This is a genomic window from Sodalis sp. C49, assembly GCF_046352915.1.
Classification (GTDB): Bacteria; Pseudomonadota; Gammaproteobacteria; order Enterobacterales; family Enterobacteriaceae; genus Acerihabitans.
On record NZ_CP163303.1, the window covers coordinates 706,842 to 733,442 of the forward strand.

The 26,601-nt window shown below is 62.7% G+C and carries 24 protein-coding genes; 12 read left to right on the forward strand and 12 right to left on the reverse strand.

Features of this window, described 5'->3' with window-relative positions:
• Positions 1 to 61: 61 nt before the first annotated feature.
• Genes ABUK12_RS03140 through rsxA form a run of 7 tightly spaced genes read right to left on the reverse strand, consistent with a single transcriptional unit; the run spans position 62 to position 5,228 of the window.
• Positions 62 to 322 (reverse strand): RnfH family protein, encoded by a 261-nt coding sequence (locus ABUK12_RS03140; RefSeq protein WP_410014915.1) that lies wholly within the window; start codon positions 320 to 322, stop codon positions 62 to 64.
• Positions 322 to 1,026 (reverse strand): electron transport complex subunit E, encoded by a 705-nt coding sequence (locus tag ABUK12_RS03145; protein ID WP_410014916.1) that lies wholly within the window; start codon positions 1,024 to 1,026, stop codon positions 322 to 324. Before ABUK12_RS03145 ends, ABUK12_RS03140 begins: the two co-directional genes overlap by 1 nt.
• Positions 1,026 to 1,688, reverse strand: coding sequence for an electron transport complex subunit RsxG (rsxG, locus tag ABUK12_RS03150; RefSeq protein WP_410014917.1), 663 nt, complete (start codon positions 1,686 to 1,688; stop codon positions 1,026 to 1,028). Before rsxG ends, ABUK12_RS03145 begins: the two co-directional genes overlap by 1 nt.
• A complete protein-coding gene (locus ABUK12_RS03155) occupies positions 1,685 to 2,662 on the reverse strand; it encodes an RnfABCDGE type electron transport complex subunit D (RefSeq protein ID WP_410014918.1) in 978 nt (325 codons plus the stop codon). Before ABUK12_RS03155 ends, rsxG begins: the two co-directional genes overlap by 4 nt.
• Positions 2,656 to 4,104 carry an electron transport complex subunit RsxC gene (rsxC, locus tag ABUK12_RS03160; RefSeq protein WP_410014919.1) on the reverse strand — a complete coding sequence of 483 codons (1,449 nt, stop codon included), beginning with the start codon at positions 4,102 to 4,104 and terminating at the stop codon, positions 2,656 to 2,658. Before rsxC ends, ABUK12_RS03155 begins: the two co-directional genes overlap by 7 nt.
• On the reverse strand, positions 4,097 to 4,639 hold the full coding sequence (locus tag ABUK12_RS03165; protein ID WP_410014920.1) for an RnfABCDGE type electron transport complex subunit B: 543 nt from the start codon (positions 4,637 to 4,639) through the stop codon (positions 4,097 to 4,099). The genes rsxC and ABUK12_RS03165 overlap by 8 nt, the downstream gene beginning before the upstream one ends.
• Before the next feature lie 10 nt (positions 4,640 to 4,649).
• The gene (gene rsxA / locus ABUK12_RS03170) at positions 4,650 to 5,228 is read right to left on the reverse strand and encodes an electron transport complex subunit RsxA (protein WP_162365699.1); all 579 of its coding nucleotides are present in this window, start codon (positions 5,226 to 5,228) and stop codon (positions 4,650 to 4,652) included.
• Positions 5,229 to 5,567: 339 nt separating this feature from the next.
• Here rsxA and ABUK12_RS03175 point away from each other — a divergent pair, with 339 nt between their 5' ends.
• Together ABUK12_RS03175 and nifA are read left to right on the forward strand one after the other, a co-directional pair.
• Positions 5,568 to 7,079 (forward strand): PAS domain S-box protein, encoded by a 1,512-nt coding sequence (locus tag ABUK12_RS03175; RefSeq protein ID WP_410014921.1) that lies wholly within the window; start codon positions 5,568 to 5,570, stop codon positions 7,077 to 7,079.
• Positions 7,076 to 8,659: a nif-specific transcriptional activator NifA gene (nifA, locus tag ABUK12_RS03180; RefSeq protein WP_410014922.1), complete on the forward strand. Its 1,584-nt coding sequence runs from the start codon at positions 7,076 to 7,078 to the stop codon at positions 8,657 to 8,659. Before ABUK12_RS03175 ends, nifA begins: the two co-directional genes overlap by 4 nt.
• Before the next feature lie 87 nt (positions 8,660 to 8,746).
• On the opposite strand, the gene rlmF is transcribed toward nifA, so the two are convergent.
• A complete protein-coding gene (gene rlmF, locus ABUK12_RS03185; RefSeq protein WP_410016814.1) occupies positions 8,747 to 9,712 on the reverse strand; it encodes a 23S rRNA (adenine(1618)-N(6))-methyltransferase RlmF in 966 nt (321 codons plus the stop codon).
• Positions 9,713 to 10,001: 289 nt separating this feature from the next.
• Here rlmF and ABUK12_RS03190 point away from each other — a divergent pair, with 289 nt between their 5' ends.
• The 3 genes from ABUK12_RS03190 to ABUK12_RS03200 all read left to right on the forward strand — a co-directional run bounded on the left by ABUK12_RS03190 (position 10,002) and on the right by ABUK12_RS03200 (position 14,103).
• A complete protein-coding gene (locus tag ABUK12_RS03190) occupies positions 10,002 to 11,972 on the forward strand; it encodes an ArnT family glycosyltransferase (protein WP_410014923.1) in 1,971 nt (656 codons plus the stop codon).
• A gap of 182 nt (positions 11,973 to 12,154) precedes the next feature.
• A complete protein-coding gene (gene nifB / locus ABUK12_RS03195; RefSeq protein WP_410014924.1) occupies positions 12,155 to 13,558 on the forward strand; it encodes a nitrogenase cofactor biosynthesis protein NifB in 1,404 nt (467 codons plus the stop codon).
• Positions 13,558 to 14,103 carry a nitrogen fixation protein NifQ gene (locus tag ABUK12_RS03200; protein ID WP_410014925.1) on the forward strand — a complete coding sequence of 182 codons (546 nt, stop codon included), beginning with the start codon at positions 13,558 to 13,560 and terminating at the stop codon, positions 14,101 to 14,103. Before nifB ends, ABUK12_RS03200 begins: the two co-directional genes overlap by 1 nt.
• A 95-nt stretch (positions 14,104 to 14,198) precedes the next feature.
• Here ABUK12_RS03200 and hutG read toward each other — a convergent pair whose 3' ends face one another.
• The 3 genes from hutG to hutC all read right to left on the reverse strand — a co-directional run bounded on the left by hutG (position 14,199) and on the right by hutC (position 17,062).
• Positions 14,199 to 14,999 carry an N-formylglutamate deformylase gene (gene hutG / locus ABUK12_RS03205; protein WP_410014926.1) on the reverse strand — a complete coding sequence of 267 codons (801 nt, stop codon included), beginning with the start codon at positions 14,997 to 14,999 and terminating at the stop codon, positions 14,199 to 14,201.
• Between the two features lie 39 nt (positions 15,000 to 15,038).
• Complete coding sequence (hutI, locus tag ABUK12_RS03210; protein WP_410014927.1) at positions 15,039 to 16,259, reverse strand: imidazolonepropionase; 1,221 nt, start codon at positions 16,257 to 16,259, stop codon at positions 15,039 to 15,041.
• Between the two features lie 92 nt (positions 16,260 to 16,351).
• Positions 16,352 to 17,062, reverse strand: coding sequence for a histidine utilization repressor (hutC, locus tag ABUK12_RS03215; RefSeq protein ID WP_410016815.1), 711 nt, complete (start codon positions 17,060 to 17,062; stop codon positions 16,352 to 16,354).
• Between the two features lie 176 nt (positions 17,063 to 17,238).
• On the opposite strand from hutC, the gene ABUK12_RS03220 reads away from it, so the two are divergent.
• From ABUK12_RS03220 to hutU, 7 genes are all read left to right on the forward strand, one after another.
• Complete coding sequence (locus ABUK12_RS03220; protein WP_410014928.1) at positions 17,239 to 18,612, forward strand: formimidoylglutamate deiminase; 1,374 nt, start codon at positions 17,239 to 17,241, stop codon at positions 18,610 to 18,612.
• The gene (locus ABUK12_RS03225) at positions 18,609 to 19,205 is read left to right on the forward strand and encodes a HutD family protein (protein ID WP_410014929.1); all 597 of its coding nucleotides are present in this window, start codon (positions 18,609 to 18,611) and stop codon (positions 19,203 to 19,205) included. The genes ABUK12_RS03220 and ABUK12_RS03225 overlap by 4 nt, the downstream gene beginning before the upstream one ends.
• Before the next feature lie 428 nt (positions 19,206 to 19,633).
• Positions 19,634 to 20,524 (forward strand): ABC transporter substrate-binding protein, encoded by an 891-nt coding sequence (locus ABUK12_RS03230; RefSeq protein ID WP_410016816.1) that lies wholly within the window; start codon positions 19,634 to 19,636, stop codon positions 20,522 to 20,524.
• A 91-nt stretch (positions 20,525 to 20,615) separates the two neighbouring features.
• Positions 20,616 to 21,392: an ABC transporter permease gene (locus ABUK12_RS03235; protein WP_410016817.1), complete on the forward strand. Its 777-nt coding sequence runs from the start codon at positions 20,616 to 20,618 to the stop codon at positions 21,390 to 21,392.
• Positions 21,389 to 22,174 carry an ABC transporter ATP-binding protein gene (locus ABUK12_RS03240; RefSeq protein ID WP_410014930.1) on the forward strand — a complete coding sequence of 262 codons (786 nt, stop codon included), beginning with the start codon at positions 21,389 to 21,391 and terminating at the stop codon, positions 22,172 to 22,174. The genes ABUK12_RS03235 and ABUK12_RS03240 overlap by 4 nt, the downstream gene beginning before the upstream one ends.
• 135 nt (positions 22,175 to 22,309) lie before the next feature.
• The gene (hutH, locus tag ABUK12_RS03245; protein ID WP_410014931.1) at positions 22,310 to 23,869 is read left to right on the forward strand and encodes a histidine ammonia-lyase; all 1,560 of its coding nucleotides are present in this window, start codon (positions 22,310 to 22,312) and stop codon (positions 23,867 to 23,869) included.
• A gap of 17 nt (positions 23,870 to 23,886) precedes the next feature.
• Positions 23,887 to 25,572: a urocanate hydratase gene (gene hutU, locus ABUK12_RS03250; protein WP_410014932.1), complete on the forward strand. Its 1,686-nt coding sequence runs from the start codon at positions 23,887 to 23,889 to the stop codon at positions 25,570 to 25,572.
• A gap of 79 nt (positions 25,573 to 25,651) precedes the next feature.
• Here hutU and ABUK12_RS03255 read toward each other — a convergent pair whose 3' ends face one another.
• Complete coding sequence (locus tag ABUK12_RS03255) at positions 25,652 to 26,527, reverse strand: DMT family transporter (RefSeq protein ID WP_410014933.1); 876 nt, start codon at positions 26,525 to 26,527, stop codon at positions 25,652 to 25,654.
• Between the last annotated feature and the right edge of the window lie 74 nt (positions 26,528 to 26,601).

Sequence of the window (26,601 nt, forward strand, 5' to 3'; positions counted from 1 at the left end):
CGCCGGGAGCGGACGCCGGGCGGATAACGTGCCTTGCACCAGAGGATGATCCCGGCCGGCGTTAATCCTGCTCATCTTCATCATCTTCGGCGCGGCGCGTCGCCGGTAAATAAATCTCCACCCGATCGCCTTCGCCGACCTGCGTATCCGGCGGGCACAGCCGGCCGTAGATGCCGATGCGATGCGTATCCGGGTCAAGATAAGGAAACAGCTGCGGCAGCGGCGAGGCCAGAATGGCCTGGCGCACCGTGACCGGCGCATCGAGTTTCATTTCAATACAGCGGCCCTGCGCGCCGTTGACGTGAGCCACGGAAAATTTCATCAGTGACAACCTCCGCTGGGTTGACGGGCAAGCTTAAGCGATGCGCTTTCCCGGCTGGTCAGGCGCTTTACCAGACGGATGCCGCTGAGCAGCATGCCCATCACCACAAACCCGCCGGGCGGCAGCAGCATCAGCAAAAAGCCGCGGTAGCCGGGCAGCAGATGCAGTTCGAGAAAATGAAAATGGGGACCGAGCAGCAGGGCGGCGCCGCTGAACAGCGTGCCGCTGCCGAGAATCTCACGTACCGCGCCGACGCTGGTCAGGCCCAGGGTAAACCCCAGTCCGGTGGCCAGGCCGTCCAGCGCCGCCGGTAGGATTTTATGGTGGGCGGCAAACGCCTCCGCCCGCCCAAGCAGGGCGCAGTTGGCGACGATCAGCGGAATAAACAGACCCATGACCTTATGCAAATCGTGCATCCAGGCATTCATGGTCAGATCGAGAATGGTCACCAGCGACGCGATAATGGAAATGTAGACCGGAATACGGATCTGGTTGGGCGTGACCTTGCGCAGCGCCGAGACGATAAAATTGGAGCAGGCCAATACCATGGCGGTCATCAGGCCCAGGCCCAGCCCGTTGGTGGCGGTGGTGGTGATGGCCATCAGCGGGCACAGCCCGAGGATTTGCACAAAGGTGACGTTATTGGTCCATATACCGGATGTCAAAATATCCCGCAGCTGCGGCTGGCTGTTTTCACTCATCATTAGTTCCCCCCGTTTTCCGGCGCGCCTTGGCCGCCCAAGAATTCCGCCTGTTTTTCACGATACAGCACCAGGTTTTCATGCACGCCCTTGACCACGGCGCGCGGCGTGATGGTGGCGCCGGTAAAGGCGTCAAACTGACCGCCGTCTTTTTTGACATGCCACTGCTGCTCGGTAAGATTAGTCAGCGACTTGCCGTCAAAGCTGCGGATCCACGGGCTATGGCCGAGCTCGATGGCGTCGCCCAGGCCCGGGGTTTCCTTATGGCTAATCACCCTGACGCCGGTGATGGCGCCCTTGGCGTCAATGCCGGTCAGCAGCTGGATCGGGCCGCCGTAGCCCTGGGTTTCGCTGGTCATGACGATGCCGCTGGGTTGCCCGTTGAGGCTGGCGCGGAAAAAGCTCACCGTCCGGCCGTCGATAACCAGGCTTCGCTGCGCGTCCGCCAATGCGTTGTCATAATGACTGGCGGGGAACACCTGCGACAGCATGGCCTGGGTATCCTCCTTTTCGCGCTGCACGATCTGTTCGTGGGTCAGCCACCAGCAGCCGGCCACCAGCAGACAAACGATCAGGGTAAAGGATCCCAGTAAAAACCCCTGGGTAAACGGGCTTTCCCGCGCCGGCAGGTAGTGCGCCGCCGCGCGGCCAAGCAGATTGCTCATGATGATTTCTCCTTGCCGCCCACGTAGCCGTAGGCCTTCGGCTGGGTATAGTTGTCAATCAGGGGCGTGACCGCATTCACCAGCAGCACGGCGAAAGCCATACCCTCGGGGAAATTGCCGAAGGCGCGGATGCAATAGGTGATAAACCCCGCCAGCAGGCCGTAGATCAGCCGGCCGCGCACGCTGCCCGGACCGGTGACCGGATCGGTAAGGATATAAAACGCCCCGAGCAGCAGCCCGCCGCTGGTGAGCTGGGCCAGGGGCGGCACGATGCCCGCCGGCGCGATCAGCCAGTGGATAAGGCCGGGGACCAGGCATCCCAGCAGGGTCGCCACCGGGATATGCCAGCTGAATACCCGCTGCTGAATAAGCCACAGCCCGCCGAGCAGCAGCAGCAGCGACGAGGTTTCGCCCAGGCTGCCGCTGCGGTTGCCCAGCAGGTTGGACAGCAGCTCCAGATGGGCGCGGCCGCTTTCCTTGAAGCCGCCCAGCAGGGTGGCGCCGGTCATGCCGTCCACGCCCAGGTGGTAAAAGGCGCCGTTGTAAAAGGCGGCGGGACTGACCCAACGGGTCATCTCCACCGGGAAGGCGATCAGCAATACCACCCGCGCCAGCATGGCGGGGTTAAACAGGTTTTGCCCCAGGCCGCCGTAGATATGTTTGCCGAAGATAATCGCCACCGCGCTGCCGAAAGCGCCCAGCCACAGCGGCGCATGGGGCGGCAGGCTCAGCGCCAGGATAAGCGCCGTGAGAATGGCGGCGCCGTCGAAGGTATGACCCTGGGCCGCCGGATTGAGTTTCAGGCACAGGGCCTCACAGATAAGCGCGGTCAGCAGGCAGCAAAAAATCAGCAGGACCGACTGGGCGCCAAATTGCAAAAAGGCCAGGATCACGACCGGGAACAGGGAAATATTGACCCGGTACATCAGCCGGTCGACGCTGAGTCCCTGATGGGCATGTGGCGCGGTTAACATGGTGTTTCCTCCGAGGGCGGTGCGGCGCGCCTGGCGCGCCTGGCGGGTTTCGCCGCCTGGGCGGCCGCTTTATCGGCGGCTTCCCGCGCCAGGCGTTCCTGACGTTTGGCGCTGTTGTGCCGGGTGCGCTCCAGCTTGTCTTCCTGGCGCTTGATAAGACGCAACTGCTGCTGACCCCAGTCGAAAAACTGCGTCAACGGCAGCGCCGCCGGGCAGACATACGCGCAGGATCCGCACAACAGGCAGGCATCCAGTCCTTGCTGCCGGGCCTTGGCGAAACCGTCGTTTTTCAGTTCGGCAAACATGGCCTGCGGCGCCAGGCTCATCGGGCAGGCATCCAGGCAACGGCCGCAGCGCAGGCAGGCGCTGGGGCGGGTTTGCGGCAATTCGTCGCCGTTAAGCAGCAGCAGCCCGCTGGTGCCTTTGGTGATGGGCGTATCCAGCGATTCCACCGCCCGGCCCATCATCGGTCCGCCGAGCACCATGCGCGCCGGCTGGGATTTCAGGCCGCCGCACTGGCTGATGATATCCTTAATCGTCGTGCCGATGGGCACCAGCAGATTGGCCGGCTGTTCAATGGCGCGGCCGCTGACGGTAATGACCCGGTGGGTAACCGGTTTGCCGAAACGGATGGCGTGGAAGATGGCGATACAGGTGCCGACATTTTGCACCAGCACGCCCATTTCGGTGGAACGGCGGTTTTGCGGAATCTGGCGCCCGGTCACCGCTTCTATCATTTGTTTGGCCGAACCGATGGGATAGAGCGAGGGTAGGATCACCACCTCGATATGCTCTTCCTGCCGGCACAGCGCGTCCAGTCGGGCGATGGCCTCGGTTTTATTATCCTCAATGCCGATATAAACCTGCCTGGCGTGGGTTATGGCCTGCAGGTAGCGGATGCCGCCGATGATAAATTCCGCCTGCTCACGCATTAAACGATCGTCGGTGGTGAGATAAGGCTCGCATTCGCCGCCGTTGACGATAAGGGTTTCAATGGGATAACGCAGGCTCATGCGTATTTTATCGGCGGCCGGGAACATGGCGCCCCCCATGCCGACAATGCCGGCCTGTTCAATCAGTGACAGCATGGCCTGCGCTTCGTCCAGGCCGGCGGCGGCCAGCAGGCGGGGCGCCGCCGGCTGGTCGGCGGACACGTTGACGGTAACCGCGCCTTGTTCGCCTTCAACGATGCGGGTGACCACGCCGGCCAGCGCGGTGTGCACCGGCGCGGACATTCTTTCGCGCGCCTCGGCGATCCGCTGGCCTGCGGTGACACTGTCACCCAAGGCGACCAGCGGCACCGCCGCCGGCCCGGTATGCTGGCGCAGCGGGATAATCAGCTGGCGCGGCATGACCAGCGGGCGAATGGCGATATCGCGGGTCAGGGATTTATGGCTATAGGGGCGGATGCCGCCGTGGGGTTTTAAGCGGGCGCTAAACATAGGATGCCTCCCGGACGTCAAAACGGGGTTTTGCGGCCGATGGGGTGAGCTGCGGGTCGGCCCGCAGCGCGATGGCCTGCCGCGGGCAGACGGCGAGACAGGCGGCGCAGCCGGTGCAATCATCGCCCAGGATGCCGTGCTGTTGCCGCGTCGCGCCGATAATAGCGTCGAAATTACACTTTTTCTGGCAGCGGCCGCAGCCGTCGCAGGCCTGGGCGTCGATCACCGCCACCTGCGGTACGCTTTCGGCGCCGTCGTCCGCCGGCCGATCCAACAGCAAGGCGATGCGTTTCGCCAGCGCCGCCCCGCCCGGCGTACAGGCGCCGACCGGCGCTTCGCCGCGCACCATGGCGCCGGCGGCCTGGGCGCAGCCGGGAAAACCGCACTGGCCGCACTGGCCGTTGGGCAGCAGGGCGATGACCGCTTCGATGCGCGGATCTTTTTCCACCTTAAAATAGATGGCGGCATATCCCAGCAGGTAACCGATCAGGGTGCCGATGGCGGGAACCGCCAGCACCGGTAAGATACTCTCCACGCTGTTCTCCTTATCCGGCCAGCCCGGCGAAGCCGGTAAACGCCAGCGCCAGTATGCCGGCGGTAATAAAGTTAATCGGCGCGCCGCGAAACACCAGCGGCGGCGACGCGTTGCCCTGGCGCTCGCGCAGGCCGGAGAAAATCACCATCACCAGCGAATATCCCAGCGACGAACTGAAGCCGAAGACCACGCTGTGCAGGAAACTCAGATTGTCGTCCAGCACCAGCAGCGCCACGCCCAGCACCGCGCAGTTGGTGGTGATAAGCGGCAGGAAGATGCCCAGCGTGCGGTACAGCGCCGGGCTTTGTTTGGCGATAAACAGCTCCAGCAGCTGTACCAGCGAGGCAATCACCATAATCAGCGACAGCAGGCGCAAATATTCCATGCCCAGCGGCACCAGGATCCAGTGATAGATAACCCACCCCAGGCCGGCGGACAGGGTGATGACAAAGGTGGTGGCCATCGACATGCCCAACGCCGAATCCACTTTATTGGTGACGCCCATAAAGGAGCACAGGCCGAGAAAGCGCGCGAGCACGATGTTGTTCACCAGGCCGTTGGCCAGCACTATCAGCAATATTTCTTTCATTCGGATCCCCGACGACGCGATACCTGTTCATAGGGGGTATTGCGAAAGCTGTGCCAATGTGGGCTGGGCAAAAAATGGGCAAATACGGTGCAGTAAAGGGATCATAACGGCGCGCGCCGCCGCCGGCCGGGGCGCGGCAGGGGGATGATGATGGGCGCCGGCGGCCTTTTTTGGCCGCAAAACCCCTGTTCAGATCAAGGTTTTCGCCGGTTTTTCAACATGCGGTATTAATCTTGCACAATTTATCGGGTTACTGCGGTTCACATCATCCTGTCGGAAGATCAGACAAATTGTCGTGAATCGCACAGCCTGTTTTTATCCCGACCCGCAGGAGAGGTTATGCGTATTCCTTTATTTGATGATGCATCGTTGATAGCTACCCCCGTTTGTGCCCCGGCGTTGTCAACATTGCGTCCCGGGCTGTTTTATACGGCGGTGGAACAGTCGTCGGTGGCGATTTCGATAACCGATCCCAACGCGCGCATCGTTTATACCAATCTGGCGTTCCGGCAATTGACCGGTTATGACGAACCTGAGCTGACCGGGGTGAACCACAATATATTGGCCAGTCGCCAGACGCCGAAAAAACATTACCAGGAAATGTGGAGCACCCTCATCCAGGGTTTGCCCTGGGTCGGGCAGTTGATTAACCAGCGCAAGAACGGCAGCCTGTACCTGGCCGAGGTCAGCATATCGCCCATTTTCAGCCCCGACGGCCAGATCGAGCATTTCCTCGGCATGCATAAGGACATCTCCGACAGCTACGCCCTGATGCAGCGCCTGCGCAACCAGATGTCCCTGATCGCCGCGGTATTGAACAACGTGCCGGCGCCGGTGGTGGTGCTGGACGAACATGACGCCATCGTGATGGACAACCTGGCCTATAAAACACTGTGCGCCGACTACGGCGGCCGGGAACTGCTGGCGGAAATGGGGTATCCGGAAAATAAAGCGCGGCTGGCGTCCGGCGAGCGCGTTACCGTGCATATCGGCGGCGTGCCGCGGGTATTCGGGCTGAGTATCTGGCCGCTGTCGGAAGTCAATGAAGAGGTCAGCCGTTATTTTTCCGATATCGCGCCGCCGCGTACCCTGGTGACCCTGATTGATGACAGCGAACGGCAGCGACAGCGCGCGCAGCAACGGCTGGACCAGCTTAAGCAGAAATTGGTCTCCGGCAAACTGCTGGCGGCAATCCGCGAATCACTGGACGCGGCGATGGTACAGTTAAGCGGTCCGCTGAATATGCTGGCCGCCGCGCGCCGCCTGAGCCCCGCCGGCCTGGTGCATCCCGGGCTGGACGCCGCCTGGCAGGAAGGGCAGCAGGCGCTGGCGCGGCTGCAGGCTTGCCGGCCGTCCCTGGAACAAGAAGAAAGCGATTTCTGGTCGATAGGCGATCTGCTGCAGGATTTGACCGATCTGTACCTGCCGCGCATCCGCTCACTGGGCGAACTGCAATGGCGGTGCGAACCGGAAGTGCTGCTGGGCTACGGACAGCGCCACCAGATTCTGGCGTCGTTAAGCCTGTGGCTAGACCGCTGCCTGATCCTCGCCGGTGAACGTCCGGCCTCGCCGCTGCTCCTGACCCTGCATGCCTACACGCAGGATAATGCGTTCTTTTTTGCGCTTCAGGACAATCTGTCCCTGCATCCGGTGCAAAACGCCGTGCCGGCGCAAACCTTTACCCTGCCGGGGCACGGTATGGAGCTGCGGCTGATACAAACCCTGATCGGCAACCATCAGGGCATGATCGATCTTCATATCCACGCGGAGGGCGGGACCTTATTGACCCTGCGCCTGCCGCTGCCCGCTATGCCATTCCGGCGTCCGGTGATGACAGGAGAATCAAAATGAGCCAATTCCCCACTCCCACGCAGGCTTCACGGCGTTTTGATCTTTCCCAGCAGTTTACCGCGCTGCATAAAATAAGCGTGGCGCTCAGCCGTTCACTTGACCTGGGACAGACCCTGGAGGCCATGATCCAGGCCTTGTATGAACACGCCTATATGCAGTACGGCATGGTGTGCCTGTTTGACAAATCCCGCAGCGCCCTGTTTATCGAAGCGCTGTATGGCGCCGATACCGAGGTGGTGAAAGGATGCAAGAATGTCCGTTATCGCATCGGCGAAGGCATTCTGGGCACGGTGATGAGCCAGCAGCGTTCGCTGGTGCTGCCGCGCGTGTCCGACGACCCGCGCTTTCTCGACCGGCTGAACCTGTATGATTACGGGCTGCCGTTTATTTGCGTGCCGATACCGGGACCGGACGGGGTGCCGCTGGGCGTGCTGGCGGCGCAGCCGATGGAACTGCATGAGGATCGGCTGCCGGCCAGCACCCGCTTTCTGGAAATGGTGGCCAATCTGATTTGCCAGACCGTGCGCCTGGTCGGCCATATGAGCGTCGAGACCGAGGCCTTGCGCCAGGAACGCGACACCCTGCGCCGCAAGGTCAAGCATCAGTACGGCTTTGACAACATGGTAGGCAACAGCCAGCCGATGCGCCAGATTTTCGACGTGATCCGCCAGGTGGCGAAATGGGATACCACCGTGCTGGTGCGCGGCGAAAGCGGCACCGGCAAAGAGCTGATTGCCAACGCCATTCATTACAACTCGCCGCGCACCCTTGAGCCGTTCGTGAAGTTCAACTGCGCGGCGCTGCCGGACAACCTGCTGGAAAGCGAACTGTTCGGCCATGAAAAGGGCGCCTTTACCGGCGCGGTGCGCCAGCGCAAAGGTCGGTTCGAGCTGGCCGACGGCGGCACGCTGTTCCTGGATGAAATCGGCGAGAGTAGCGCGTCGTTCCAGGCCAAGCTGCTGCGCATTTTGCAGGAAGGCGAAATGGAGCGCGTGGGAGGCGATACCACCATTAAGGTCAACGTGCGTATCATCGCCGCCACCAACCGCAACCTGGAGGAAGAGGTGCGCGCGGGGCGTTTTCGCGAGGATCTGTACTATCGGCTTAACGTAATGCCGATCAACCTGCCGCCCCTGCGCGAGCGCCAGGACGATATCGTCGGTCTGGCCCAGTTCCTGATCGCCAAGCTGGCGGCAAAGCAGGGACGGGACCTGCGCATCAGCGACGGCGCGCTGCGCCTGCTGATGGGGTATGGCTGGCCGGGCAATGTGCGTGAACTGGAAAACTGTCTGGAGCGGGCGTCGGTAATGTCGGAAGAAGGGCTTATCGATCGCGACGTGATCCTGTTCAACCACAGCGAGGCGTCCGCCATGGCGCCGGCGGCGATACCACGCGGCATGGCGCCCGCGCCGCATGCGGAGGCGCCGGGGGATAGCGATATGGACGATCGGCAAAAGCTTATCGCGGCGCTGGAAAAATCAGGCTGGGTGCAGGCCAAGGCGGCGCGGTTGCTGGGCATGACTCCGCGCCAGGTCGCCTATCGCATCCAGATCCTCAATATCAATATGCACCGTTTGTAAGCGGTACGGCGACGTGTCGGCGGGCACAAAGGGGATGCTCACGGGCCAGGGCGGGCCGTTTGCCCGCAGGCCGGTACGACGACGGCATCAGTGCCAGCGTTCGGCGGCCCATTGCGCGCGCTGTTGCGCGTCATGGAAGGTCCAGGCGATAAAGCGGCTGATTTTCTGGCCCTGGGCCATTTCCACGGTGCGCACGTCGGCGGCCCCGGCCTGCTTTAGGGCCTCATAGAGCGGCGGCAGCGTCGTGTGCTTGGAAATCAGCGAGGTAAACCACAGGCAATTTTTGCTTTTGCCCACGCTCTCCGCCACCATTTTGCCGACAAACGCCAGTTCACCGCCTTCGCACCAGAGTTCGCTGCTTTTGCCGCCAAAGTTCTGCACCGGCTTGGCGGCCACCTCGCCTTTGCCCAGCTTATGCAATTTACGCCGCGTGCTGGCGATCGCTTCTTCCTCCGAGGCATGAAACGGCGGGTTGCACAGGGTGACGTCAAAACGCTCGGCAATACCGATCATGCCGTCAAGGATGGCGTTACTGTCTTTTTGCTGGCGCAACCGCACGCTGTTTTTAAGCGTCGGGTTCATGCTGACGATCATTTTCGCCGCGTTCAGCGACAGGGGATCGTTTTCCGTACCGGTAAAGCGCCAGCCGTATTCGCGCTGGCCGATAATGGGATAAATGCAGTTGGCGCCGATGCCGATATCCAGCACGGCCACACCTTTGCCGGTGGGAATCTCCCCGCCGTTGCTTTCCGCCAGCAGGTCCGCGAGATAATGCAGATAGTCGGCGCGCCCCGGGATCGGCGGACAGAGATAATTGGCGGGAATATCCCAATGCTCGATGCCGTAATAATGCTTAAGCAGCGCGCGATTAAGCATTTTTACCGCATTGGGATCGGCGAAATCCACTGAAATATCGTCCCAGGCGTTGGGTTTAACAAAGGGTTCCAGCGCCGGAAGGCTGGCTATCAACGCGGTGAAATCATAGCGTGAACGATGACGGTTGCGCGGATGCAGGTGATTTTTCTGCTGCGGGAAGGTCTTCTTTTTTTCCATCATAAATTCCACCACCTAGTGATCCATCCATAAGCCGTCATGTTCTGACGGGCTTTTCCGGCGCTTAAGATAACACATAGCGGTCCAAAAGGCCGCCAGGCGCCTTCGCCGGCCCGGGGCCAGCGTTGCCTCCGCCGGCAGCGCCCCGCGGGAAAATTGTGGTGGCACAGGCTTGGCATCGCGGCAGGAAAAAGGGATGATGGGCGGCCTCTGGCGAATAAAAGTGTATATATTCATATAGTTATGTGTAAAAGAATGCACACCGTAATTGTTAGGGATAGAAGATTAAATGTTGTTAAAGACCATAAAATGCCGTTTTTCCCGGGCTGACGCCACCGGCGACGGCGCGCACGGCCGGATCCTGCTGCGCCGGGGGGCCTACCTGCTGTTTGCCGCCTATTTTTTGCTGGGTACCTTCGGCCGTTTCCCCTGGAAGGCGGATGAGCCGTATTCGTTTAGCATTGTCTGGAATATGCTGACCCACGGGCATTGGCTGGTGCCGCATGTGGGCGGGGATCCCTTTCTGGAAAAACCGCCGCTGATGTTCTGGCTTGGGGCGCTGTGCGCCAGGCTGATTCCCTGGCTGCCGCCCCATGAGTCCTCCCGGCTGGCGGTGCCGGTATGCCTTGTCGTGGCGTTCTGGGCCTGCTGCCGGGTGGCGCGGCGTTTATATGACGAGAGGCATGATACGCGGCGGGAAGAGGGCGTTATCACACGGCAAGACTGGCGTCTGACGGCGGTTTGTCTGCTGGCGGGCACCGCCGGGCTTACCGAACACGGGCATAAATTTACCGCCGACCTGGGACAGATGGCGGGCGCGGCGGTGGCGCTGGCCGGCTTGGCGTTGGCGGGTGCGCGGCCAGGTATCTCCGGCCCGGCGGGGTATGCCGCATCGCCGGGAAAGGGCGGTCGTTATGGCCTGCTGTTCGGGCTGGGCGCCGGCGTGGCCTTTTTGAGCAAAGGGCTGCTGGTGCCGGGTATTGCCGGCGTGACGCTGATGCTGTGCCTGGCGCTGATACCCGGCTTCCATCAGCGCGCGGGGCGGCGGTTTTGGCTTGGCGCGGCGACGGCAGCGCTGCCTTTCGCGCTGCCATGGCCATGGGCATTGTATCGCGCGGACCCGGATTTATTCGCCGAGTGGTTCTGGGTTAATAATATCGGCCGTTTCACCGGGAACACCCTGCTTGGCGGGCATGATAATCCATTCCAGGACAGGATCAGGGCGGTGCTGATCGGCGGCGCCCCCGCCTCCGTCATCGTACTGGCGGGCGTGTTTGCCGGCTTGATGCGGGCCGCACGCGCAGGGCTAGGCCGGCTGGCGACGGGACGCTTATGGCACAAGGCGGCCGGGCCGGAGATGCGCCCGGCCCGCGCCGTGAACGCCGTGCCGCCGGCGGGGCGGATTGGACTATCGGCCTGGCTGGCGCACCGGCCGGCTTATGGCGTGACGGCGCTCTTTTCCGCCGTAGGCGTGGCGGTGCTGTGCGCCTCGGGATCGGCGCGCGATATCTATTTGTTGCCGGTTTATCCCGCCCTGGCGTTGCTGGCCCTGCCGGCGGCAGCCGGGCTGGCGTGCCGGGACGGCAAGGGATGGGCCGTCGCGCGGCGGGCATTGGACGCTCTGTTCGGCATGGCGCTGATGGTGGTCGTCGCCACCTGGTCTGCGCTGGCCAACGGCATCGAACCGGTGTTGCTGCGCGTCATATGGCCCGGGGTGGATCACGTTTTCCCGTTGCCTTTTACGCTGCGCCCCGATCCGCTGGCGGCGATGGCCGCCTGTGGGCTGGTGTCGCTATGGTGGCTGATATTGCGCGCCCGCCGCGGTGCCGGCTTGCTCCTGGCGTGGACTTCCGGTCTGTCGACCCTGTGGGGGGTGGCCTTTGTTCTGCTGATGCCCTGGTTTGACGCGGCGCGCAGCTATAAAGAAGCCTTCTCGCCCCTGGCCAATTGGGTGGGTGATGCCGGTTGCCTGGCCACCGATGGCATGGGCGAGTCGGAACTGGGTATGCTGCATTATGTCACCGGTATGGCGGGCCGGCGCCTTTATGCGGGTCATTCCGGTCAGGGTGACGGTGTCACAAAAAATCCGGCCGTCCGACTCTGCACGCTCCTGCTGGTGCAGGACAGCCTGACCCGCCCGGAGAAAAAACCAGGACCCCGGTGGTTACCGTTATGGCGCGGCGGCCGGCCGGCCGACGACAATAGCTTTACCCTTTACCGCCTGGCCAGCCAGGACGAACGGATGACGGACCAACGCTAAGCCCGGCGCCTTTGGCGTGTTGTCGGGTTTAAGACAATGTCGGCACGCCGTGTTGTCATACGCCGGGGACGGTAAATGCTGCAGAGGCGTAATGGCTTGTAAAAAAAGAATTTTATTCTGCTTTTGTCTGGGCATGGCGATTGCAGCACTCCTGTCATGTCGTTTTGCATAAGGCGGTTCACATGGCATCTTGTCAGTCCTCATCCAGCGGCTGCGGCTCTTCCGGCCCCGGCGCTTCCCTGACTCCGCTTCAGGCGGATAAGGCGGCGCAGCATCCGTGCTATTCGCGCTTTGCCCATCACCGCTACGCCCGCATGCACCTGGCGGTGGCGCCGGCTTGCAATCTGCAATGCCATTACTGCAATCGCAAATACGACTGCAGCAACGAATCCCGCCCCGGCGTGGTATCTGAGGTCCTGTCCCCCGCCGAGGCCATCGCCAAGGCGCGCCATGTGGCGGCGGCGCTGCCGCAGCTGTCGGTGATTGGCATCGCCGGTCCCGGCGATCCGCTGGCGAATATTGCCCGTACCTTTAAAACCCTGGAAGGACTGCGGCTGGCGCTGCCGGACATGAAACTGTGCCTGTCCACCAATGGACTGGGGCTGCCGGACGTGGTCGACCGGCTGGTGGATATCGGTGTCGATCACGTTACCGTGACGGTGAATGCGCTGGATGCGGATATCGCGGCGCGGATCTATCCCTGGCTCTGGTTTGACGGCGAGCGCCTGGAGGGCCGGGAGGCGGCGGCCCTGCTGCTGGACCGCCAGCAGGAAGGCATCCGCCGTCTCACCGCGCGCGGCGTGCTGGTGAAAATCAATTCGGTGCTTATCCCCGGCATTAACGACCGGCATTTGCCGGCGGTCAGCGAAAAAGCACGGGAGTGGGGCGCGTTTTTGCATAATGTCATGCCGCTGATTTCCCGTCCGGAGCATGGCACGGTATACGGCCTGCGCGGCCAGCCGGAACCTACCGCCGGGGAAGTCGAGGCGGTGCGCGGTTTATGCGGCGGATCCATGCCGCAAATGGCGCATTGCCAGCAGTGCCGCGCCGATGCCATCGGCATGCTCGGGGAGGATCGCAGCCAGAGCTTCCCGCTGTCGGCAATACCACAGAACGCCGGATCCTACCTGCCGGTGATGCGCCAGCGCGCGCAAATCCAGGCCGGCATCGCCTCGCAGGGCGAGTCTGAGTCCGCCGGCGCCTGCCTGGTGGCGGTGGCGACCGCCCATGGAACCGCCATCGACGAGCATTTCGGCCATGCGCGGCGCTTCCAGATTTACAGCGTATCCGCCGCCGGCGTGATCCCCATCGGCGAACGTTTTACCCCGCCGTTTTGCAGCGGTAAAACCGACTGCGACGACGAGGCGCTCCAGCCGGAGCTGCGCCTGGACGCCGTGGTGGATTTGCTGGCGGACATGGCGGCGGTGTTCTGCGCCCGTATCGGCATGGGACCCTGGGAGCGCCTGGAACAGGCCGGCATCGAGCCTTGTGTCGGCGGCGCCTGGCAGCCGGTCGCCGCCACGCTCGGCCAATGGTGGCGACAGCGCGGCCAAAAGACTGCCGCCGCCGTCAAGGGGGTCGCCTGATGGTCGCCTGTCCCGCGCATCAACCGCTTAGCGCGCCGCCGGACATTTGGCTGCGCCGGCTGCTGGCCAACCATCTGGCGGGAAGCGCGCGTTTTCCCGCCGCCATGGGACTGTCCCCCGATCAATACCAGGCACTGGCGCGGCGCGTACGGCTGGATCCCGGTTCCCGCGGCGCGGTATTGCAGCAACAGGATGCGCTGCTCGCCCTGCTCGCGCGCACCCGCCAGCAGGAATGCCAGGCGCTCGGCGACTGGCTGGCGCAATATATGTGCGCCGGCGCCGAACCGCTGAACCGGCTGCTTGCCGTCGCCGCGCTGGGATTTAACCATTTGTGGCAGGATTTGGGCCTGGCCTCGCGCGGCGAACTGCGGGAACTGATGCAGGCCTGCTTTCCGGCGCTGGTGGCGATGAACGATCGCAATATGCGCTGGAAGAAGTTTTTTTATCGCCAGGTTTGCCTGGCGCAGACCGGCGAGTTGACCTGCCGATCGCCAAGCTGCGACGGTTGCTGCGAATATACCCTCTGTTTCGCCCCCGACGACTGAGCGGGCGACGGCCCGCCGTCCGCTCAGCCGTCCGCTCAGCAAAGGGCCGCGCCGTACCACGCCCTGCGCGCCTCGGTAACCGGCGCGACACAACGCTAGCGCGGTTGCTGGCCCCAGCTCAGCAGCGTGGCAACCAGCGAGCGCAGCGCCTGCTGTAGCTGGCCGGCGCGCTCCGGCAGGTAGTCGAACGGCTGTTCCTCGCGCATATAATTGCACTGCGCCAGTTCCAGCTGCACCGCATGCTGGCGGGCGTGGGGCTGACCGTAGGCGCGGGTAATATATCCCCCCTTGAAACGGCCGTTAATCACATGGGTAAACGGCTGTTGCCGGCAAAACGCGGCCAGCGCCTCGCCCAGCGACGGCGCGCAGCTCATGCCGTCGTTGGTGCCGAAATTCAAATCGGGCAGGGTGCCGTCGAACAGCCGCGGGATAACCGAGGCGATGGAATGGGCGTCCAGCAACAGCGCATATTCATGCTGCGCCTTGATGTCGCTCAGGCAATCCTGCAGTTTGCGATGGTACGGATGCCAGATTTCATCAAGGTAACGCCGGCGTTCCGCCTTATCGGGCGTGGCGCCCGGTTTAAACACCGGCGTGCCGTCAAACAGCGTTTCGGGATACAGGCCGGTGGTGGCGGTGGTGTACAGGGGCTTATCGTCGGCGGGCCGGTTAAGATCGATAACCATCCGCGAGTAGGTGCCGATGAGGATATGCGCGCCGAGGGCGCGGGCGAAATCGTACAGCCTGGGGATATGCCAATCGGTATCCGGCAGCGGCCGGGCGGCGTCGCTCAGTCCGTCCGCCACCGCGGGCGTCAGCCGCGTGCCGGCATGGGGGATGCTCAATAACAACGGAATGGTGCCAGCTTCAAAAGTATAGGGTTCGGTAATGCTCATCGCGGATGCCCTCCTGGAAAACCCTGTTGAAAAGAAGGATTACGCGCGGCGTACGCCGCGGTAAATAACGCTGCCGGCCAGTTGCCCGCCCAGCCAGTAAGCTAATTCCGCCGGATGCGCCACCGGCCAGTGAACAAAATCGGCCAGCTTGCCGGCTTCAAGGGTGCCCTGCGATTCCGCCAGTCCCAGCGCCCGCGCCGCGTTAATCGTCACGCCGGCCAACGCCTCCTCCGGCGTCATGCGAAACAGGGTGCAGCCCATGTTCAGCATCAGACGCAGGGAGCAGGCGGGCGAGGTGCCTGGATTGATATCGCTGGCCAGCGCCATCGGCGTGCCATGCCGGCGAAACAGCGCCACCGGCGGCAGCTGGGTTTCCCGCAGCATATAACAGGCGCCCGGCAGCAGGACCGCCACGGTGCCGGACTGCGCCATGGCGCGGGCGTCGTCGTCGGTGGCATATTCCAGATGATCCGCCGACAGCGCGCCGTAACGCGCGGCCAGGCTGCTGCCGCCCAGGGATGAGAGCTGTTCGGCATGGAGTTTGACCGGCAGGCCCGCCTGCCGGGCGGCAGTAAATACCCGGGCTATCTGCGCGGGCGAGAAGGCCAGGTGTTCACAAAAACCGTCTACCGCGTCGGCCAGTCCCAGCGCCGCCACCTCGGGAATCCAGTGTTCACAGATAAGCGTAATATACTCGTCGGCGCGCCCCCGGTATTCCGGCGGCAGCGCGTGGGCCGCCAGCAGCGTGGTCCTGACCTGGACCGGATAGGCCTGCGCGATGCGCCGGGCGACGCGCAGCATTTTTATTTCGCTCTCAAGCGTCAGTCCGTAGCCGGATTTTATCTCGATACAGGTGACGCCGTCGGCCATCAGCATCGCCAGCCGGGGAACGGCCGCGGCCATCAGTTCATCCTCGGACGCGCCGCGGGTGGCGTTGACCGTGGACAGAATGCCGCCGCCGGCGGCCGCTATGTCCGCATAGCTGACGCCGTTAAGCCGCTGTTCGAATTCATGGCTGCGATTGCCGCCGAATACCAGGTGGGTATGACAGTCGATAAAGCCGGGGGTGACGATGCCGCCGCCGAAATCATGCCGGGCCGCCATGTCCGCCGCCGGCAGCTCGTCCCTGGGTCCGACCCAGGCGATGCGTTCGCCCCTGACGGCAATCGCGCCGTCCCTGATGATGTCATAGCGGCCGTTGCGCAGGGTCGCCACGTCGGCCCCCGACCATACGGCGTCAAAATGTTCCGTTACCGGCATGGATTGATCTCCCGCTAGGTTGATAAAAAAGTCTATTGAAACCCCACAGCCGTTCAGGCAACGCGCCGCCCTGGACCGCGGCGCGCCCCGCGCTAGGCGATAAAGCTGCCAAACAGCTGATAACGCGTGCCGGGATACAGCAGGCGCGCGGAGGTCACCACCAGTTTGCCGAACCAGGTGCGCCGGTGAATCAGCAAACAGGGTTCGTTATCCGCCAGCTGGAGCAGCTCGCGTTCGCGGCTGCTGGCGTTTACCGCCTCGACCCGATGCTCGCCGGCGGTAAGCGGCGCGGCCTGCGTCAGGTAGAAATAGGGCGTAATCAGGTTGAAATCCTGCCGCAGATAATCGGGCGCGGTCAAGGGATTGACGCAGCGGTCTTCCAACTGTACGGCAATATCGTTTTCATAATGCACGATCAGCGAATGGAACAGCTGCTCACCCGGCTGGATGCCCAGGGATAACGCTTCCTCGCCGGTCGCCTGGCGCGCTTCCAGGGTCAGCAGGGTGCTGCTGTGGCGATGGCCGCGCGCGGCGATTTCATCGGCGATATTGCGCACTTGCAGCATGGCGGTCTGGGGCTTGAGCTCGGCGACAAAGGTACCGACGCCCTGCATCCGCAGCAGATAACCTTCGCCGGTCAGCTCGCGCAGCGCCCGGTTAATGGTCATCCTGCTGACCCCCAGCTCCGCCACCAGTTCGCTTTCCGACGGGATGCGCCGATGAGGCTCCCAGGCCCCGGAACGTATCTGCTGCACGATCGCCTGTTTAACCCGTTGATAGATGGGCGCCGGCGTATCGCTCATGATGGCGGACAGTTGCGCCGCTGACAGTAGTTCAGACACGTTTCCGACCTCTGATGACAGGGATAATAACAAAACAGTTTACTGTTCAATTCAGCGTATGTATATGTATAGACAAGTGGATAAGCATTTCGTCTGGATAGACACTCCTATCACTCTCACTTTAACCGGAAACCGCCATGCCCGTTTATTTTGCCCCCCGTGCGCTGCTGGCGCAGGGATGGACCCACAATGTCCGACTGCAGATCGACGCCCAGGGAACGATCGTCGCTATTGAATCAGATGCCGGCGCACAGGACGCCGAGTCTCTCGCCGGGCCGGTATTGCCCGCCATGGCCAATTTGCATTCCCATGCCTTTCAGCGCGCCATGGCCGGACTGACGGAAGTCTTCGGCGATCCGAAGGACAGCTTCTGGACCTGGCGCGATGTGATGTACCGCATGGTGCAACGGCTGTCGCCGGAGCAGGTGGGCATTATCGCCCGCCAGCTGTATATCGAGATGCTAAAAGGCGGCTACAGCCAGGTGGCGGAATTCCATTACCTGCATCACGATCCCCAGGGCCATGCGTACGCCGATCCGGCGGAAATGGCGCTGCGCGTCAGCCAGGCGGCGGCCGAGAGCGGTATCGGCCTGACGCTGCTGCCGGTGCTGTACTCCTACGGCGGTTTCGGCGAACAGGCGGCGGCCCCCGGGCAGCGGCGTTTTATTCAGGATACCGGCAGCTACCTGCGCCAGCAGCAGGCGCTGCAAGCCCATCTGGCCACGCAGCCGCACCAGCGCCTGGGCCTGTGTTTCCATTCCCTGCGCGCCGTCAGCGCGCGGCAAATCCACGAGGTCCTGCAGGCCTCGGCGGCGGAATTGCCGGTACATATCCACGTGGCCGAGCAGACAAAAGAGGTGGAGGATTGCCTGGCCTGGTCGGGAACCCGTCCGGTTCGCTGGCTGATGGATCAGGTTAAGGTGGATGAACGCTGGTGCCTGATCCATGCCACCCATCTCGATGAGGAAGAACTGGCCCGCCTGGCGCGCAGCGGCGCGGTAGCGGGGCTGTGTCCCACCACCGAGGCCAACCTGGGCGACGGTATCTTCCCGGCCGATGGCTATGTTCGGCAGGGCGGCCGCTGGGGCATCGGCTCCGACAGCCATGTTTCGCTCAACGTGGTGGAAGAGCTGCGCTGGCTGGAATACGGACAGCGCCTGCGCGACCGGCGGCGCAACCGTCTGGCCGACGCGCTGCACCCCACGCTCGGCGATAATCTTTACGGCGCGGCGCTGCGGGGCGGGGCGCAGGCCTGCGGCGTACCGCTGGGCGCGCTGGCGGTCGGTATGCGCGCCGACTGGCTGGTGCTGGACGGCGAAGATCCCTATATCGCCTCGGCCGACGACGGCGACCTGCTCAATCGCTGGCTGTTTGCCGGCGGCCCCGGCCAAATCCGCGATGTGTTCGTCGCCGGCCGCCGGGTAATCAGCGACGGGCACCATGCCCTGGAACGGGAAAGCGCCCAGTCTTTCGCCCGCGTGCTGCGCGACCTGCGCCGGGAGGCGCTGTGAGCCGGCCGGTCAGGTTTTCGTTCACCGGCCTGCCGGTGTCCCCCTGGCGCAACGGCGGCGGCGAAACGCGCGAAATTATCAGCTGCCCGCCTGATGCGCCCGCTGCGTTGCCGGCGGGCGGCGACCCGGCGGCGTTTGCCTGGCGCGCCAGCATCGCCACCATCGACCGCGACGGGGCCTTTTCCTCCTTCCCCGGCGTGGATCGGATTATCGCCCTGCTGGAGGGCGACGGCGTGACGCTGCATAACGCCGCCGGCGGATCCCATGCCCTGACCCGGCCCGGCGTGCCGCATGCCTTTGCCGGCGAGGACGCCATCAGCGCGCGGCTGGCGGGCGGCCCGAGCCGGGATTTCAATATCATGACCCGCCGCCGGGACCGGCGGGCGCGAGTAGAGCGCCTGACCGGCGAGCAGCGCCTGCCCGCGGGCGGCGACGGCGTAATCTATGTACTGGCGGGCCGCTGGCACCTTGAGGGCGAGACGCCGCTGACGCAACGCGAGGGCATCTGGTGGCGACAACTCGGCGCGCCGCTGCGCCTGTGGCCCGCCGACGGCGATGGCGTGGCGCTATGGGCGGATATCTCCCGTCGCTAGCCGCGCCAGGCGGCTCTTATGGCCGATAGAAGCATCGCCTGCATGATTTTGGTGCATGGCGCGCCATAATGATTCATCGGCCGCGCCACGGGGTGCGCGCTGCCAACGCGGCGCGTCCGTGATTGCGGGACTCGCCCGTTCAGGGCGACGCTTATCGTCAAATAACCGGCCACGGGCAAGATGGCACAAGCTTTGCTTAGTTCCTGCCTAGGTAAAGAGTCTTGTATAGACAAGCTTATACAGTTGTTAGCCAGGGCGGCAGGCGCCTTAGCCGGCCGCGAACACATTTTTGCCGGTTAATTTAGCCGGCGTTATTTCAGGAGTGGGATATGAGCATCGCCTGTGCCAGTACGTCATTGCAACGCCGCGTTCAACCGCTGAAGACCGCCCTTATTCTGGCGCTCGGCCTGGCCGGTGCCCTGCCGGCGATGGCGGCCGACACGCCGCTGGCCATCGGTATTTCCGGCTGGACCGGGTTTGCGCCGCTGACCCTGGCGGACAAGGCGGGGATATTTAAACGCCACGGCCTGGATGTCACCGTCAAAATGATCCCGCAAAAAGACCGCCACCTGGCTATTGCCTCCGGCGACGTGCAGTGCGCCGCCACCACGGTGGAAACCTATATTTCCTGGAACGCCAACGGCGTGCCCATCACCCAGATTGTCCAGCTGGATAAATCCTACGGCGCCGACGGCCTGGTGGTGCGCAACGGCATCGACAGCATCAAGGCGCTGAAGGGCAAAACCATCAGCGTCGACGCACCGGGCACCTCGCCGTATTTCGCCTTGGCCTGGATGTTGGATAAAAACGGCATGAGCCTTAAAGACGTCAAGACCACCACGCTCTCGCCCGAAGCCGCCGCCCATTCGTTTATCGCCGGCAGCAACGATGCCGCCATGACCTACGAGCCTTATCTTTCCTCGGTGCGGCAAAGCCCGGATAAAGGCAAGATCCTGGCCACCACCCTCGATTATCCGATGGTTATGGATACGCTGGGCTGTACGCCCGCCTTCCTCAAGCAAAATCCCCAGGCCGCCAAGGCGCTGGTCGCCAGCTATTTCGACGCGCTGGATATGATCAAGGCTCAGCCGGATAAAGCCAATGAAATCATGGGCGCGGCGGTTAAGGAATCGGGCAAGGAATTTGCCGAGTCGGCCAGCTACCTGCGCTGGCAGGACCGGGCGCAGAACCGCCAGTTCTTTAATGGCGAAATCGACAGCTTCAGCCGGGAGGCGGCGCAACTGCTGCTGCAAATGAAGGTGATCCGCAAAATCCCCGATATCAAGACACTGTATGACGCCAGCTACGTTAATCAATAAGGGGCGCGCAATGTCCGTTGACAAGGCCTCGCCGGCCGCCGGGCAACCGGCGCCGTTGCCGGCGGCGAAGAAAGTACGGCACAACCCGCTGATGGTGCCGCTGCGCGCGGTTTCAACCGGGCAGCGCTGGTTTCTCGGGCTGGGTTTTTTTATCCTGTTTTTCGGCTTTTGGGCCTGGGCCACGTTCGCCGGCTGGGTGTCGCCGACCTTTTTGGCCGACCCGCTGACCATGGTGCACGAAGGCTACCTGCTGTTTACCGAGTACAATTTTTCGCTGGATATCGGCATGACGGTGATGCGCGTGCTGGGCGGATTTATCCTGTCGGCGGTACTGGCGGTGCCGCTCGGCATCATGATGGGGTCGTATAAACTGGTGGAGGCGTTTCTTGAACCTTTTGTCTCGTTTTGCCGCTACCTGCCCGCGTCGGCGTTTATTCCCCTGCTGATCCTGTGGGCCGGCATTGGCGAAATGCAAAAAATTCTGGTGATTTTTATCGGCTCGTTTTTTCAGATTGTGCTGATGATCGCGGTCACCGTGGGCGCGGCGCGGCGCGATCTGGTGGAAGCCGCCTATACCCTGGGCGCCTCGAACCGCAGTATCGTGCGACGGGTGCTGATCCCAGGCGCGGCGCCCGAGATTGCCGAATTGCTGCGCCTGGTGCTGGGCTGGGCCTGGACCTATGTGATCGTGGCTGAGCTAATCGGCTCGTCCAGCGGTATCGGCCATATGATTGTCGACAGCCAGGCGCTGCTCAATACCGGGCAGATTATTTTCGGCATTATCGTTATCGGCTGTATCGGCCTGATTTCCGATTTCCTGTTCAAGGCGGTGAACCGCCGCCTGTTTGCCTGGAGCATTTCCTCATGACCCCCGGAAAACTCGCCATCCGCCAGGTGTCGCGCGTCTTTAACGGCCCCAAGGGCCAGCAGACCCAGGCGTTGCTGCCCATCGACTACCGGGTGGAGGAAAACGATTTTATTACCATCCTCGGCCCGTCGGGCTGCGGTAAATCCACCCTGCTGCGGATTGTCGCCGGTCTCGATCGGCCCACCACCGGGGAAGTGTGGCTGGACGGGGGACTGATTGACGGCCCGGGCGCCGATCGGGGCATGGTCTTCCAGAGCTATACGTTGTTTCCGTGGCTGACGGTGGCGCAGAACATCTGTTTTGGGCTGCGGGAACGGGGCTTGAGCCCGGGCGTGCAGCGCGAGCGCTGCGATTATTTTGTCGATCAGGTCGGCCTGCGCGGGTTTGAGCAGCATTTCCCGCGCCAGCTGTCCGGCGGCATGCAGCAGCGCACCGCCATCGCCCGCGCGCTGGCCAACGATCCGAAAGTCCTGCTGATGGATGAACCCTTCGGCGCGCTGGACAATCAAACGCGGGTGCTGATGCAGGAATTATTGTTGAAAATATGGGAGTCGTCACGCAAGACGGTGCTGTTTGTCACGCATGATATCGACGAGGCCATTTTTATGGCCAATAAAGTCGCCATCTTCAGCGCCAGGCCGGGACGGATTAAAACCGAGGTGGCGATAAACTTCCCCCATCCCCGTGACTACACTTTAAAGACCACGGCGGAATTTATGGCGCTCAAGGCGCGCGTTACCGAGGAAATACGCAGCGAAACGCTGCAAAGCATGGCGCTTTGACTTTGCAATCCGGACCGCAATGGTTCGCCAGGTTTCGCGGAGCAGGGCACAACAACGGGCCGCAACTGCGGCACCCGGGCGCAACCCAGTAATGCGCCCAAGTGCCGGTTTTACTTGTATAGACAGGAATAGATTATGTCATCTTCTGTAACATCTTTACGCCCATGCCGTCTGGTGCCGGGCGAGGTAGACCTGGCGACGCTGCGTGCCATCTATCATGGCGAGCTGGAACTGTCGCTTGATCCCGCCGCCTTCACCGCCATCAACGCCGCGCAGCAAACGGTGGAGGAGATCCTGGCCACCGGCGACGTGGTCTACGGCATCAACACCGGTTTCGGCAAACTGGCGCAAACCCGCATTCCCGCCGAACGGCTGGCGGAACTGCAGCGTAACCTGGTGCTGTCGCACAGCGTCGGCACCGGCGCGTTGCTCGAAGACAATGTGACGCGGCTTATCATGGCCTGCAAAGTGATAAGCCTGGCGCGCGGCCATTCCGGCATCCGGTTATCGGTGGTGGAGGCCCTGCTGTCCTTGTATAACGCCGGCGTCATGCCCTGTATCCCGGCCAAAGGCTCGGTGGGCGCCTCGGGCGACCTGGCCCCGCTGGCGCATTTGTCCCTGATGCTTATCGGCGAGGGGCAGGTGCGGGTCAAGGGAGCGCTGATAAGCGCGGTGGAAGGGCTGGCGCTGGCCGGCTTGCGTCCCATCGTGCTGGCGCCGAAAGAAGGGCTGGCATTGCTGAACGGCACCCAGGTTTCCACCTCGCTGGCGCTGGTCGGCCTGTTTGAAGCGGAACGATCCTTTGCCGCCGGGCTGGTGGCGGGCGCCCTGACGCTTGAGGCCATCAAAGGCTCGGTCAAGCCTTTCGACGCGCGTATCCACCAGGCGCGCGGCCAGGCCGGCCAGATAGCGGTGGCGCGGGCGGTATCTACGCTGCTTGACGGCAGCGAAATCGTGGTATCCCATGCCGACTGCGGCCGGGTACAAGATCCCTATTCCATCCGCTGCGTGCCGCAGGTGATGGGCGCCTGCCTGGATAACCTGACCTATGCGGCGCGCATCCTGCAAATCGAGGCCAACGCCGCGTCCGATAACCCGCTGGTGTTTACCGATAGCGGCGAAGTGATTTCCGGCGGCAATTTCCACGCCGAGCCGGTGGCGTTCGCCGCCGATATCCTCGCGCTGGCGATAGCCGAAATCGGCGCTATTTCAGAACGCCGCCTGGCGCTGCTGCTCGATACCGGCCTGTCGGGCCTGCCGCCGTTCCTGATCAATGAAGGCGGCGTGAACTCGGGCTTTATGATAGCCCAGGTCACCGCCGCGGCGCTGGCCTCGGAAAACAAGTCCCTGGCGCACCCGGCCAGCGTCGACAGCCTGCCGACCTCCGCCAACCAGGAGGACCATGTGTCGATGGCCACCTTTGCCGCCCGCCGGCTGGGGGATATGTGTTTCAACACCTCGGTGGTGGTGGGCATCGAAGCCATGGCCGCCGCCCAGGGCATTGATTTTAACCGGCCGCTGAACAGCTCGGCGGCGCTCGAACAACAGCTTGTGGCTATCCGTAACCGTGTCGCCTTCCTGGCAAGCGATCGGCTCCTGGCGCCGGATATCGAAGCGATGCGTCTTTGGGTCGCTGAATTCACCCTGCCCGCGGAAGTACAATCCTTGTTACCCAGCTATGCGTCAACGCGCTAAAGATAAAGGAACCCCTGATGAAATACGATTTTAGCAATGCCGTTTCACGTCCCGTCAGCGCGCCGCGCGGCACCACGCTGACCTGCAAAAACTGGCTGATTGAAGCGCCGTACCGCATGATCCAGAACAACCTCGATCCGGATGTCGCCGAGCGTCCCGACGATTTGGTGGTCTACGGCGGCATCGGCAAGGCGGCGCGTAACTGGCCCTGTTTCGAAACCATATTGCAAAGCCTGCGCGACCTGGAGGAAGACGAGACCCTGCTGGTGCAATCCGGTAAACCGGTCGGCGTGTTCCGCACCCATGTGGACGCGCCGCGCGTGATGATTGCCAATTCCAACCTGGTGCCGCATTGGGCCACCTGGGAACATTTCCATGAACTGGACCGGGCCGGGCTGATGATGTACGGGCAAATGACCGCCGGCTCCTGGATTTATATCGGCGCCCAAGGCATCGTGCAGGGCACCTTCGAAACCTTTGCCGAAGCGGGCCGCCAGCATTACGACAACGATCTCAAGGGGAAATGGATCCTTACCGCCGGCCTGGGCGGCATGGGCGGCGCCCAGCCGCTGGCCGGCGTGCTGGCCGGCGCCTGCGTGCTGGCCATTGAATGCCAGGAGTCGCGCATAGATTTTCGCCTGCGCACCCGCTACCTCGACCGCAAGGCGTTTACCATCGACGAAGCGCTGGCGCTAATTGAAGACGCCTGCGCCAAAGGCGAGGCAATTTCCGTCGGGCTACTGGGCAATGCGGCGCAGATCATGCCGGAGCTGGCCAAACGCGCCGCCGGCGGCGGCGCCCGTCCGCATATCGTCACCGACCAGACTTCCGCCCATGACCCGCTCAACGGCTACCTGCCGGCCGGCTGGAGCCTGGAACAATGGAACCAGGCCAAAAAAGACGATCCGCAAAGCGTTATCAGCGCGGCCAGGGCGTCGATGGCCGAACACGTCAAGGCGATGCTGGCGTTCCATGAAATGGGCGTGCCGACGGTGGATTACGGCAACAATATCCGCCAGGTGGCGCTGGAGGAGGGGGTGGCGAACGCGTTCGATTTCCCCGGTTTTGTACCCGCCTATATCCGTCCGCTGTTTTGCGAAGGTAAGGGGCCGTTCCGCTGGGTGGCGTTGTCGGGGGATGCGGAAGATATCTATAAGACCGATGCCAAGCTCAAGGAGCTGTTTCCGGACAACCGGCTGCTGCATAACTGGCTGGATATGGCGCAGGAGCGCATCGCCTTCCAGGGCCTGCCGGCGCGCATCTGCTGGCTGGGGCTGGGCGAACGTCACCTCGCCGGGCTGGCGTTTAACGAGATGGTGCGCACCGGCGAGCTGAAAGCGCCGATTGTTATCGGCCGTGATCATCTCGACTGCGGGTCGGTCGCCTCGCCCAACCGTGAAACCGAAGCGATGAAAGACGGCTCGGACGCCGTCTCCGACTGGCCGTTGCTGAACGCCCTGCTCAGCACCGCCGGGGGCGCCACCTGGGTCAGTCTGCATCACGGCGGCGGCGTGGGTATGGGGTTCTCCCAGCACGCGGGCATGGTTATCGTCTGCGACGGCAGCGAAAAGGCCGATGAGCGCCTGGCGCGGGTATTATGGAACGACCCGGCCACCGGCGTGATGCGCCATGCCGATGCCGGTTACCCCGAGGCCATCGCCTGCGCGGAAAAATACGGCCTTAAGCTGCCGATGATCCGCTAACCGCCTGGCACGGCAACCGCCGGCGGGGAACCCCGTCCCTCGCCGGCAATCCCCGCGCTTTCCCCCGCGCCTTCGCCCGTCAGGCTTGCCGCTCAGACGGCGCTTTTTTATCGTGACGTGAAAACGCCGTTACTGAAAGAATAATCACCGCGGCGCCGGCAAACATGCCGGGGGTCGGCCGTTCGCCGAACAATGCCCAGGCAAAAAGAATGGCGTAGACCGGCTCCAGGGCGAAAAACACCGCCGCGGCGCGCGCCTTGACGAAACGTAAACTGGTGACCATCAGGCTGTGCGCCACGCCGGTACAGAATACCCCCAGCAGCACCAGGTAAAACCAGTCGCCGGCGGAGGCTTGCGGCAACGCGTGGAAAGCGAAGGGCAGCATCAGCAGGCAGATAACGGCGTTTTGACATAACGCCGCCTGTACCGGCCGGATACTGATGGCGGTAATGCGGTTGCAGATAATAAGCAACGCCAGCAGCGCGCCGGATAAAATTCCCCATAAAAACCCGCGCGTACTGCCGCTGCTGATATCAAACGACGGGCAGACCATCATCAGGCCAAGGCAAATCAGGACGATCAGCAGGATCTCGTTAAGCGAAATGCGCTCCCGGAAACCGATGCTTTCAAACAGGGTGGTAAAGGCCGGGAAACTGGCGAATCCAAGCGTGGCAATCGCCACGCCCGAGGCTTTGACCGAAATGAAGAAGGTGAGCCAGTGCCCGGCCAGGATAGCGCTGGCGCCAATGACCACCAGAGCGCTGCCGCCGCTGATGCGTTGCCAGCGAAAGCCGCGTACGCCGAGCATCAGCAGCGATAACGCCAGCACCGCGAACAGCGCGCGGCCAAATACTATGGCGGCGGGCGAGGTGGTAATGACTTTACCTAAAATGCCTGAAAGGCCAAAAAAGAAGGCCGCGATATTCAGCGAAACCAGGGCGTGGCGTTTATTCATACAGCATACCGGACAAAGGTGCAGACCTTCATGCTGCCCGTTATCAGGCTGTTTTAACAGCTTTTAATGACGTT